The 12,922-nt window shown below is 38.0% G+C and carries 8 protein-coding genes; 4 read left to right on the top strand and 4 right to left on the bottom strand.

The window, feature by feature from the left end:
* Window positions 1-141: 141 nt before the first annotated feature.
* Window positions 142-2,241, top strand: coding sequence for a glycoside hydrolase family 97 protein (locus JM83_RS04050; RefSeq protein WP_144959611.1), 2,100 nt, complete (start codon window positions 142-144; stop codon window positions 2,239-2,241).
* A gap of 18 nt (window positions 2,242-2,259) precedes the next feature.
* On the top strand, window positions 2,260-4,095 hold the full coding sequence (locus JM83_RS04045; protein ID WP_261376334.1) for a family 43 glycosylhydrolase: 1,836 nt from the start codon (window positions 2,260-2,262) through the stop codon (window positions 4,093-4,095).
* A gap of 233 nt (window positions 4,096-4,328) precedes the next feature.
* On the opposite strand, the gene JM83_RS04040 is transcribed toward JM83_RS04045, so the two are convergent.
* From JM83_RS04040 to JM83_RS04025, 4 genes are read right to left on the bottom strand one after another with little or no spacing between them, the layout of a single operon-like run.
* Window positions 4,329-5,507: an acyl-CoA dehydrogenase family protein gene (locus JM83_RS04040; protein ID WP_144959609.1), complete on the bottom strand. Its 1,179-nt coding sequence runs from the start codon at window positions 5,505-5,507 to the stop codon at window positions 4,329-4,331.
* Between the two features lie 59 nt (window positions 5,508-5,566).
* Complete coding sequence (locus JM83_RS04035) at window positions 5,567-6,286, bottom strand: tRNA1(Val) (adenine(37)-N6)-methyltransferase (protein ID WP_144959607.1); 720 nt, start codon at window positions 6,284-6,286, stop codon at window positions 5,567-5,569.
* Window positions 6,287-6,291: 5 nt separating this feature from the next.
* Window positions 6,292-6,819: a ribosome maturation factor RimM gene (gene rimM / locus JM83_RS04030; RefSeq protein ID WP_144959605.1), complete on the bottom strand. Its 528-nt coding sequence runs from the start codon at window positions 6,817-6,819 to the stop codon at window positions 6,292-6,294.
* Window positions 6,820-6,834: 15 nt separating this feature from the next.
* Window positions 6,835-7,368, bottom strand: coding sequence for a 30S ribosomal protein S16 (locus JM83_RS04025; RefSeq protein WP_144959603.1), 534 nt, complete (start codon window positions 7,366-7,368; stop codon window positions 6,835-6,837).
* Between the two features lie 320 nt (window positions 7,369-7,688).
* On the opposite strand from JM83_RS04025, the gene JM83_RS04020 reads away from it, so the two are divergent.
* Both JM83_RS04020 and dnaE read left to right on the top strand, forming a co-directional pair.
* Entirely contained in the window at window positions 7,689-8,144 is a 456-nt protein-coding gene (locus tag JM83_RS04020; protein WP_144959601.1) for a ferritin-like domain-containing protein, read from the top strand.
* Between the two features lie 300 nt (window positions 8,145-8,444).
* Complete coding sequence (gene dnaE, locus JM83_RS04015; RefSeq protein ID WP_144959599.1) at window positions 8,445-12,833, top strand: DNA polymerase III subunit alpha; 4,389 nt, start codon at window positions 8,445-8,447, stop codon at window positions 12,831-12,833.
* Window positions 12,834-12,922 lie beyond the last annotated feature (89 nt).

Below are 12,922 nucleotides of genomic sequence, written 5' to 3'. Positions count from 1 at the left end.
CTCGTCACCCTGAACTTGTTTCAGGGTCTCCATAATCCAGAATTATTGGGATGCTGAAACAATTCCAATAGCTATCAGAACAGCATGATTAGAAACTTAATTGGAATTTGTTAAGTAATAAGTTCTAATAAAATTAAACATATGAAAAAAGTATCATTTTTATTACTGGCGTGCTCATTTTTCACCCTTTCAGCTCAACAGATCCAATCCCCGTCAAAAGAGATCGCTGTGGAATTCTCTATAAGTCCTTCAGGAGAGCCTATTTATCAGATTAATTATAAGGCCAAGACTATAGTTAAGGCTAGTAAATTGGGTCTTTCATTAAAGGATGATAAAAGCCTTACTCAGGGATTCAGCATTGTTAATAAAGAAGAAATCAGCGTTGATGAAACTTGGAAACCTGTATTGGGAGAGCAATCCTCTATTAAAAACAATTACAATCAGGCTAGGTTCCACTTGCTTCAAAAGGAAACCAATAGAAAATTAGATATCGTTTTTAAAGTTTATGATGAAGGAGTGGCTTTTAGATATGAGTTCCCTGTGGAAGATGCGGTGAGATATTTTATTGTTTCAGAAGAAAATACTGAATTTAATCTTACCGGAGATCACAAGACATTTTGGATTCCGGGAGATTATGACAGTCAGGAATACGTGTATTCTGAAACTAAACTATCTGAAATCGACAATTCCAAATTGGATTCAAATAACGGGATCGCACTAAAAAGTATAGAAAGTAATTATCGAGTTCAGTCGCCTTTAATGATGAAATCTACAGCTGGCTTGTATATCAATATTTTTGAAGCTGCTGTGGTCAATTACGCTGTAATGCATTTAAATGTGGATATAGAAAATTTTCAACTTAGCTCGCAATTAGTTCCAAATGCTCTTGGTGATAAAGCTTATTTAAGAACACCTTCCGTTACTCCTTGGAGGACAATTATGGTGAGTGATGATGCCCGTGACATTGTGAGTTCAAAAATGATCTTAAACCTTAATGAGCCTAATAAAATTGATGATACCTCTTGGATAAAACCCATGAAATACATCGGAATTTGGTGGGAAATGCATATGGGAAAATCCACATGGGATTTTGCAGGAAGTCAAAATGCCCAAAATGCAGCATCTAAAGAACTTATTCCTTCCGGAAAGCACGGCGCTACTACAGCTAACACTAAAAGATATATAGATTTTGCTGCAAAACATGGTTTTGACGGTGTTTTAGTAGAGGGTTGGAATGTAGGTTGGGAAGATTGGTTTGGGAATTGGAAAGAAGATGTGTTTGATTTTACCACGCCTTACCCGGATTTTGACATCAAAGAAGTATCAGATTATGCAAAGTCTAAAGGAATAAAAATGATCATGCATCATGAAACTTCCGGTTCTGTAGCAAATTATGAAAGGCATCTGGACAGAGCTTTTGATCTTATGAAGAAATATGATTATCCGGCGGTGAAAACGGGCTATGTAGGACGGATTATTCCGCGAGGGGAATATCATGATGGTCAAACTATGGTGAATCATTTCAACTACGTTGCACAACGTGCTGCAGATTATAGGATCATGGTGAACTCTCATGAAAGCGTTCGCCCTACAGGATATAGCAGAACCTACCCAAACTATATTGCTGCAGAAGCTGCCAGAGGAAATGAATTTAATGCATGGAGTACCGGAAACGATCCAAAACATGAGACCATCTTGCCATTTACTCGTTTATTGGGAGGGCCAATGGATTATACTCCGGGGATCTTTGAGATTAAGATGAATATTTATGATCCTACTAAGACAGAGCAAGTGCATACAACTCTAGCAAAGCAATTGGCTTTATATGTCACAATGTATTCGCCTTTGCAAATGGCTGCAGACTTACCAGAGAATTACGAGAGATATCTTGATGCTTTTCAATTTATAAAAGACGTGCCGGCAGATTGGCAAGAATCCATATATCTGGAAGCGGAACCAGGGGATTACCTTACAATAGCAAGAAAAGATAAAAAATCAGAAAGTTGGTTTTTAGGTGCGATCACCGATGAAAATTCAAGAAAAACTGAAATAAAACTCGATTTCCTATCACCAGACAAAAAATACAAAGCCACTATCTATGAAGATGGGAAAGATGCCGATTGGAAAGATAATCCTAAAAGCTATTCCATAAAAGAGCAAACAGTGACAAGTAAATCAAAATTAAAACTCAGTTTGGCGGCTGGAGGTGGAACGGCTATTAGTATTGTGCCGTTTAATTGAAATTTCTAAAATAGCATCATGAAAAATTTTATTCTTTTTCTATCCCTTTTGTTCATAGTATCATGTGAGGAGAATGAAAAAAAAACCAATGCTGAGGTTTCAGATAACACTGAAGTAAAAAATGGTTTTACCGCTTATTGTAACCCCATAGATATAGATTATTCCTATATGTCTCATTACGCTTTCAGAAATGTAAGTTATAGGTCTGGTGCAGATCCTTCCGTAGTTCGATATAAAGATGGGTATTATATGTTTGTAACCCGTTCTCACGGGTATTGGTTTTCAAAAGATATGTCCAATTGGGAATTCATAAAGCCACAAAGCTGGTATTTCAATGGTTCCAATGCCCCAGCAGCTTGGGCCACAGAAGACGAAATATTGGTTTTAGGAGACCCTTCCGGAATCAACGCTTTAATTAAAACCAACAATCCCAAATTGGGAAATTGGCAAACCACCTATAGCGTAATTCCATATACTTTGCATGATCCTACAATCTTTGTAGACGATGATAAGCGGGTGTATGTTTATGAAGGATCATCCAATGTGTTTCCAATTAAAGGACTGGAATTAGACCCAAATAATAACTACGTGCCTATTGGAGAGCCGGTAGATCTAATAATATTACATCCGGAGGAACATGGTTGGGAACGTTTTGGAAACAATCACGATTCAGATGTGAAACCATTTATTGAAGGATCCTGGATGACTAAACATAATGGCAAATATTATCTACAATACGCCGCTCCGGGAACACAATGGAATGTATATGCAGATGGGGTTTATGTAGGAGATAACCCTTTGGGACCATTTACTTATGCTGAATATAATCCTATCTCCTACAAGCCCGGAGGTTTTTTAAACGGAGCAGGTCATGGAAGTACGGTTAAAGACTTTAATGGAAATTATTGGCACTATGCAACTATGCCAATCTCTGTAAATTATAAATTTGAACGTCGAATAGGGATGTATCCTGCAGGTTTTGAAGAGGATGGACAAATGTATGTAAATACAGCCTATGGCGATTATCCTCATTATTTGCCAGACACCAGAGTGAAAAATCATAAAAACCGCTTTACAGGATGGATGTTGTTATCTTATAACAAATCTGTTGAAACCAATGCTCCTTTAGCCACACTCCATGCAAAAACAATAGAGGAGACTGAAAAAGGATACACGCCCGAAAAGCTGGAGGAAAATTATGATATTTCCAAGCTTACCGATGAAAACATCCGATCTTTTTGGGTTTCTGAACAAAATAATGATTCCATTTATTTCACAGTGGATCTGGGAAGTAAAATGACTTTAAAAGCCACTCAAATCAATTTTCATGATGTGAATGCTGAGGTATTTGGCCGCCCGGATAATTTGAAACATCAATTTATAATTGAAACTTCAATAGATAATAAAAATTGGAAAATCGCAGCCGATTATTCCAAAAATCAAAGGGATCAGCCTCATGCTTTCATTCAATTTAAAAAAGATATAGAAGCAAGATATGTGAAATATAAGCATGTGTTTTGTTCCAATAAATATTTAGCAATTTCAGAATTCAGGGTTTTTGGAATAGGTGCAGGGGAAAAACCATCTAAGCCACAAAACTTTAGTGTAAAAAGAGAAAAAGATAGAAGAAATGCCACTTTAAACTGGAAGAGCATAGACGATACTCAAGGCTATGTATTGTATTGGGGAATTAAGCAGGATAAGCTTAATAATTCGGTTCTAATATATGACAAGAATAATTACGACCTGAAAGCTTTAAATATAGCTTCAGAATACTTTTTTCAAGTTGAAGCCTTTAATGAGAACGGGATTTCAGAAAAGAGTGAGGTGATAAGTAGTAACTCAAATTTATAAAAAAAATTAATCCCTCATGGAGGGTTTAACCTGCCACGAATGCACGAATTTTTTTGAAATACTCACTTCATCCAGAGGGCTATCGGGAGGAGTCGAGAAGTCTTTTGTCGAACTGAGGCTGTCAAAGTTTTAGGTGAAATCTAAAAACACTTCGACAATCTCAAGGTGACAATAGTTTAAATTAAAAAAGGCAACTTCTTGAAGTTGCCTTTTTTAAGAATGCTGTATTTATTTTAACTAAATGCTGGAATTCCGGTAATATCCAAACCTGTAATTAATAAGTGAATATCATGGGTGCCTTCATAAGTGATCACACTTTCTAGGTTCATCATATGGCGCATAATACTATAATCTCCGGTAATCCCCATGGCACCTAGTACTTGTCTGGCTTCACGAGCAATTTTTAGAGCCATATCCACATTATTCCTTTTTGCCATTGAGATCTGAGCTGAAGTTGCCTTTCCTTCATTCCTTAATACACCCAATCTCCAAGCCAATAACTGTGCTTTCGTGATCTCGGTGATCATCTCTGCCAATTTCTTTTGTTGCAATTGGAAACTGGCAATTGGTTTTCCAAATTGAACACGTTCTTTTGCATATCTAAGGGCAGTATCATAACAATCCATGGCAGCTCCAATAGCTCCCCACGCGATCCCAAATCTTGCAGAATCCAAACAGCCAAGTGGGGCTCCCAATCCAGATTTATTTGGAAGTAGGTTTTCCTTCGGAATTTTTACATTATCAAATATCAATTCTCCTGTGGCACTTGCGCGTAAAGACCATTTATTGTGAGTTTCAGGCGTAGAGAAGCCTTCCATTCCGCGTTCAACAATAAGTCCGTGGATTCTTCCTTCTTCGTTTTTCGCCCAAACCACAGCGATATCTGCAAACGGAGAGTTGGAGATCCAAAGCTTGGCTCCATTTAATAAGTAATGATCCCCTTTGTCTTTAAAATTGGTAACCATGCCACTTGGATTCGATCCGTGATCTGGTTCTGTAAGTCCAAAACATCCCATGAATTCCCCTGAAGCTAATTTTGGCAAATATTTTTTGCGTTGCTCTTCACTTCCGTATTTGTATATAGGATACATCACCAAAGAAGATTGAACAGAAGCAGTAGACCTAACTCCACTATCCCCACGTTCAATCTCCTGCATTATAAGTCCGTAGGAAATCTGATCTAATCCAGCCCCACCATATTCTTCTGGAATATATGGGCCAAAAGCACCTATTTCGGCAAGGCCTTTAATAATGGATTTTGGAAATTTTGCTTCTTGAGCAGCCTCTTCTATAATAGGAGATACGTCACGCTTTACCCATTCGCGAGCAGCGTCACGTACCATTTTATGTTCTTCGGTTAAAAGATCATCCAGATTGTAATAATCTGGCGCTTGGAATAAATCTGGTTTCATTGGTTATAATTTTGAAAACAAAAATAACCAACCGGCTAATAGCAAGCAATTTAAAAAGCTTATAATTTAAGGTAAAACGGGGCTACCATTTTTTTATACTGCGGAGTGTACTTGTGTCTACTTTCTTCTAAGATTAATAGATCTCTTTCTATTTCCTTCTGAAGAAATTGGAAAGTGATCAAACTGCGTTTCACTTTTGAAGCTGCTGTTCCTTTTACTTCAGTAATCTTATTTGGATAGAGCTTATTTATGGAAGCGATTTCTACAATTGCAGATTCTTCTTCTTTAGGGATTATTATGCTGAAAGTTCCATTTTCTGAAAGTAATTGCGATACACCTTGAAGTAATTCTTCGAACGGAAGGGAAGCTTGAGATCTGGCGGTTTCGCGAGAAGTGGCATTTTCTGAAGCAGTTGTGTTAGCGAAGAAAGGTGGATTACTTACAATGAGATCGTATTTTTCATCTTGCATTTCCTCAACAAATTCGTCGAAAGCGGCGTGGTAACAAAATAACCGATCTCCCCACGGGCTGTTCTCGAAATTCCCTACAGCTTGCTCATACGCATCTTCATCTATCTCGAGGGCATCAATAGTTTCTGCAGCACTACGTTGTGCAAGCATCAGGGCGATAATCCCAGTGCCGGCACCAATATCTAAAATGGAGTTGACTTCAGGAGAAATAGGAGTCCAAGCACCCAGCAAGACACCATCTGTACCAATTTTCATGGCGCATTTGTCCTGAGCAATGCTGAATTCTTTAAAACGAAAAGGGGTTTCCAAAGTGTTTAGTCTAGGTATAGATCTATAAGACCTTCTGGGGTATTAACAAAAATGATCTTATTTTTCTTGTCCAGTTTCTCGATAAACTCATCGTTTAGCGGGATAAGGACTTGTTTTCCATCTTTGTCGATCTCAAATAAAGATTGAGCAGTGCTATCGTTGATGGCAGTTATTTTTCCAACCGTACCATAATGAATGTCTTCTACAGTAAACCCAATGATCTCGTGGAAATAGAATTTATCACCATCCAATTCTGGAAGCTGATTTAGTGGAAGGTAAACATCACATTTCATGATATCTTCTGCATCCTCTTCGGTATCTACATCTTCAAATTTTACTCGAAGCAAAGTACTTCGGTGAAGTCCGCTTCTTTCAATAAAAAATGGAACCAAGTTTTCGTTGTAATCAACGAAAACCGATTCCATTTCAGTGTATTCTTCAGGTTCATCGGTATCAAGTTTAATTAATACCTCCCCTTTAAAACTAAATTTACTAACGATCTTTCCTAAATAGAAACATTCTTCTTTAAGCATCGCTAGAAATTTAAATTAAGCTTCTTTGTTCTCCTCAGAAGAAGCTTCAGTAGCCTCAACTTCAGTTTCTTCCGCAACCTCTTCAGCAGCTGCAGTTTCAGCCTCAGCTGATGCCGCCATACGCTTAGCGTTCACTTCTTTTTCCGCATCTAGGGCTTTTTTCTTGGCATCCTCTTGTGCTTTTGTTAAAGACTCTTCCTTAGAAGAAACAGATCCTTCTTTTTCGTCCAGCCAAGTTTTAAATTTCTCCTCAGCTTGCTCTTCGGTTAAAGCTCCTTTTCTAACTCCACCAGCAAGGTGATTTTTAAGAAGGGCACCTTTGTAAGAAAGAATTGCACGCGCCGTATCTGTTGGCTGTGCTCCATTTTGTAACCATTTTACAGCACCATCTACATCTACTTCTATAGTTGCAGGGTTTGTATTTGGATTGTAGATACCAATTTTTTCCAAGTATTTACCATCTCTCTTTGCGCGAGAATCCGCAGCAACAATCCAGTAAAATGGCTTCCCTTTTTTACCGTGTCTTTGTAATCTTATTTTTACAGGCATAATAAATTAATTAGTGAGGTTCACGACCTCTATTATTAATAAGTGTGCAAAGATACTATATTATTAATTTGTTAAGCAGAAAATCTTCCTTCAATTTACATTTAGTATAATGTATTCATTAACCTAGAAATCAAATAGGTAACAAGGTGCATTTTTCCTATTTATTAGCTCTTTTTTATGAATACTTCGACGAATCCTTAGCCTTGTTGTTAAAAGCAGTTAAACTATGCTAAACCCTGTTAAACTGGATAATAGCCTGCTTTTAATCTTGTATTTTTACTCTTGTCAAAAATAAAATTATTAATCAATAAACACATATTATGAAATATTCTGAAGAAGTTGCAAATAAATTGAATGAGTTACTGGAAAAGAATTATGACGCCGAAAAAGGATATAAATTTGCTGCTGAAAAAGTGAAAAATCCTCAATTGCAGTCATTTTTTAATGAAAGGGCCAAAGAGCGCTATGATTTTGGACATGAATTAAAGACTGAAATCAGAAATTTTGGTGAAGCGCCGGAAAAAGGTTCTAGTTGGACAGGTGATGCTCACCGCGCTTGGATGAATCTTAAAACCAGTTTCTCTTCAGATAAAGAAGAAGCCGTTTTAGAAGAAGCAATTCGAGGAGAAAAAGCTGCTGTAGAAGAATATAATGAAGTATTGAAAGACACTAGTTTACCTCCTTCTACAGGAAATGTACTTATGAAGCAAAGAGATGCTATTTCTTCTTCATTGAACAAAGTGAAAGCCATGGAAAATTGGGAGGATAACAAATAAGAGCAAATATTTAATCAAGAGTTAATTCGAATTAGTTAAAATCCTCCCGGTATATGTTTTTAAAACATATACCGGGAGGATTTTTTGCTATATAATTTAGTTGATAATTAGTTTCTCCATCTATTTAAATTCGAATATAAATTTCCTATTTTTAAATCGAAAGCCCAACTCACATTTGGATTGCTATCTCCCATATTTTCAGTTGTTTATAATTTATAAGGAGTAGGTTTTTTCTGAAGATGTAATCGTGAGTTTGTTAACTGGATTTCATCCCATTTGAAATTCTGAAAAAAATATTGGATGTATTTAATTTTTGATACCGAAACTACTGGATTACCGAAAAAATGGGACGCCCCATTAACAGATTCCGACAACTGGCCTCGTTGTATTCAAATAGCTTGGCAATTGCATGACGAAATGGGGAATTTGGTGGAGCATCAAGACTACTTGGTGCAACCCAAAGGTTTCAACATTCCGTTCGACGCAGAGAAAATTCATGGAATTTCTACTGAATTAGCTCAACAAGAGGGATTGCCTCTTCAAGAAGTATTGGGGAAATTTCAGAAAGCCTTGCAACGTTCAAAATTTATTGTGGGTCAAAATGTGGGCTTCGACCTTAATATAATGGGTGCCGAATTCCTAAGAGAAGGATTGGAAAATCCGATGGAATCATTTCCTGTATTAGATACCTGTACCGAAAAAACTGCTGAGTTGTGTAAACTTCCTGGGGGGAGATATGGAAGATTTAAGCTTCCAACCCTTACAGAACTGCATCAGGAATTATTTGATCAGCCTTTTTCTGAAGCGCATAATGCCACTGCCGATGTAGAGGCTACAACCCGTTGTTTTTTGGAATTAATTAGAAAAGAAAATTTTACAAAGCAAGAACTTCAGGTTTCCGAAGATTATTTTGAGAATTTCCAGAAAGAAAATCCGGAACCATTTCAACTTATTGGCTTAAAACACATCAACCTTAAAAAAGCTTCGGCTAAAATAAGGGAACAGCTTCAAAAGCTTGAAAAAGTAGATGAGGTAAGCACCGAGGAGATAGAGGAAAATCTTGAGAAACTGGATGAAGTACGTTTTTCACACCTTCATAACCACTCTCAATTTTCAATATTGCAATCTACAATTAGTATTTCCAATCTAATAGAAGCTGCAACCAAGGAAAATATGCCCGCTGTTGCGCTTACAGATCATGGGAACATGATGGGAGCTTTTCATTTTGTAAAAGAAGTGGGGAACTATAACAAAGCTATAAAATCCCTAAATGCAGCTTCCATAGAAAAAGGGGAGCCGGCAACTGCAAAAGAATTAAAAGCGATTCTTGGATGTGAATTTTTTGTGTGTGAAGATCATTTGGATAAAAGCCGAAAAGATAACGGATATCAGATAGTAATTCTTGCCAAGAACAAAAATGGTTATCACAATCTTGCAAAAATGGCATCTATCGCCTATGTCAATGGCTTTTACTATCTACCTAGAATAGATAGAAAAGTTATTGACCAATATAAAGAAGACCTTATTGTACTTACCGGAAATCTCTACGGTGAAGTTCCCGGGAAGATCCTGAATGTTGGAGAAAACCAGGCAGAAGAAGCTTTGCTTTGGTGGAAAGAGACTTTTGGTGAAGATTTGTATATAGAATTAATGCGTCATGATCTCGAGGAGGAAAATCGTGTGAACGAGGTATTGGTTAAATTGGCAAAGAAGCATCAGGTGAAAACTGTTGCAACAAATAACACCTATTACTGCGCAAAAGAGGATGCCAATGCGCACGATATTTTATTGTGTGTAAAAGAGGGAGAGAAACAGGCCACTCCAATAGGAAGAGGACGTGGTTATAGATATGGGTTGCCTAATAATGAGTTTTATTTCAAGTCAGATTTCGAAATGAAAAGCTTGTTCAAGGACCTGCCGGAAGCTATTTCCAATATTCAGGAAGTAGTAGATAAGATCGAGCCTTTTGAACTTGCCAGGGATGTACTTTTGCCTGCCTTCGATATTCCTGAAGAATTTTTGGATGAAGAAGATGTCAATAATGGCGGGAAACGTGGTGAAAATGCCTATTTAAGGCACCTTACCTATGAAGGTGCCAAGGAACGTTATGGGGATCTTTCAGAAGATATTAAAGCAAGGCTGGATTTTGAGCTTTCTGTAATTGAAAATACAGGGTATCCCGGATATTTCTTGATCACGGAAGATTTTATACGTGCAGCACGGGAAATGGATGTTTCGGTGGGTCCTGGTCGTGGGTCTGCTGCAGGAAGTGCGGTGGCTTATTGTTTAAAGATCACCAATATAGATCCAATTAAGTACGACCTTCTTTTTGAGCGGTTCCTGAATCCAGATCGTGTAAGTATGCCCGATATCGATATCGATTTTGATGATGAAGGCAGGAGCAGGGTTATGGATTATGTGATCAAGAAATATGGTTCCAATCAGGTGGCTCAAATCATCACTTATGGTACCATGGCTGCTAAATCCTCCATTCGGGATACCGCCAGGGTTTTGGATCTTCCACTGCATGAATCGGACAGGATAGCTAAGTTGATCCCTACCATGTCCAAATTAGGGAAGATTTTTGGCAAGGATGCTAAGGAGCTTAAAAAAATGTTCCGAAGTGAGGACCTTGAAAAAGTAAATGAACTTCTAAATATCGCAGACGGGGACGATCTGCAAGCGCAAACCCTAAATCAGGCCCGAATTTTAGAAGGTTCTGTAAGAAACACGGGAATTCATGCATGCGGGGTAATTATTACCCCAAGTGATATTACCAACTTTGTTCCGGTGGCACTTGCAAAGGATTCAGATCTATATGTTACCCAGTTTGATAACTCGGTGGTAGAAAGTGCCGGGCTATTAAAAATGGACTTTTTGGGGTTGAAGACCCTTACTTTAATAAAAGACACGGTTAAAATTGTAAAGGGAAGACACGGTATTGTTTTGGATCCTGACACTTTTCCGCTGGACGATGAAAAGACGTACGAGTTGTTCCAGCGTGGAGAAACGGTTGGAATCTTTCAATATGAATCCCCCGGAATGCAAAAACACATGAAGGATTTGAAGCCTACGGTGTTTGGGGATCTTATCGCCATGAATGCCCTGTACCGGCCGGGACCAATGGAATATATCCCAAGTTTTATTGCCAGAAAGCACGGAAATGAAGAAATAGCCTATGACCTTCCCGGGATGGATGAATATCTTAAGGAAACATACGGGATTACAGTGTACCAAGAGCAAGTGATGTTGCTTTCTCAAAAATTGGCAGGATTTACAAAAGGTGAAGCCGATGTTTTAAGGAAAGCGATGGGTAAAAAGATCTTTGCTTTACTGGAACAATTGAAGCCAAAATTTCTAGATGGGGGAGAGGAGAAAGGGCATCCTAGAGAGATCTTGGAAAAAGTGTGGAAAGATTGGGAAGCCTTCGCGGCGTATGCCTTCAACAAATCTCACTCTACCTGTTATGCGTGGATCGCTTATCAAACCGCTTATTTAAAAGCGCATTATCCAGCAGAATATATGGCTGCGGTACTTTCAAATAACATGAGCGACATCAAGCAGGTTACCTTCTTCATGGAAGAATGTAAACGAATGAAACTTAAAGTGCTTGGGCCCGATGTAAATGAATCGTTTCATAAGTTCTCTGTTAATAAAGAAAATGCCGTCCGATTTGGGATGGGTGCTGTAAAAGGAGTTGGCTCTGGCGCCGTGGCCACTATAGTAGAAAATAGAAAAACAGAGCAGGGGCCCTATAAGTCCATTTTTGATATGGCCAAACGATTGGATCTCCGCGCGGCCAATAAAAAAGCCTTGGAAAATTTGGCACTTGCTGGAGGATTTGATGGCTTTGGAAATCATAGGGCACAGTATTTCCATGATGAAGGAGACGGGATTACCTTTTTGGAGAAGGTGATTAAATATGCTGTGAAATTTCAGGAGAACGAAAACTCTTCACAGGTAAGTTTATTTGGGGAAGCCAGTGATGTGCAGATCCCGGAACCAGTGGTGCCCCCTTGCGAAGAATGGGGAGGAATAGGAAAGCTGAAAAGGGAGAAAGAAGTGGTGGGGATTTATATTTCCGGCCATCCTTTAGATGATTTTAAATCTGAAATTCATTATTTCTGTAATTCCAAGGTATCCGATTTCAAGGAGCAGGAAAAATATGTGAACAGTGAGCTTTCCTTTGGGGGAGTGATTTCAGAAGTACAGCATAGAACCTCTAAAATGGGTAAAGGTTGGGCTGCTTTTTCTGTAGAAGATTACTGGGATTCCTACGAATTCAGGATATTTGGTGAAGAGTATTTAAAATATCAGCATTTTTTGGTGCCCAACGCATTTGTGTACATCAAGGCCTTTATTAAGGAAGGCTGGACCAATAAAGATACAGGTAGTAAAGGGGAGCCAAGAATTCAGTTCAATAATTTTCAGTTGTTGCATGATATCATGGATATCTATGCTAGAAAACTTACCATTCAATTGGATATAAATGAGTTGAAAGAAGAGAATATAGATTCGCTAAAGGATATTTTTCGGACTCATAAAGGAGATCATAACTTGCATTTTATAATTTATGAAATGAAAGAGCTTATAAAACTGAACTTGACAAGCAGGAAGCAAAAAGTAAAGATATCCCAAGAATTGCTGAACGCTTTGGAAGAGGAACAGGTGAAATATAAATTGAATTAAAGGCATTGCCTTTTGTAAGTTTTAAAATGTGGAATCCTGCTTATTGAAATGTGGAAATTTTATAGCGTATCCAATGAGGACAATTGCAT

The sequence above is a fragment of the Gillisia sp. Hel_I_86 genome, from assembly GCF_007827275.1.
In the GTDB taxonomy this organism is placed as follows: domain Bacteria; phylum Bacteroidota; class Bacteroidia; order Flavobacteriales; family Flavobacteriaceae; genus Gillisia.
This window is presented reverse-complemented; position numbering and strand designations above follow the sequence as displayed.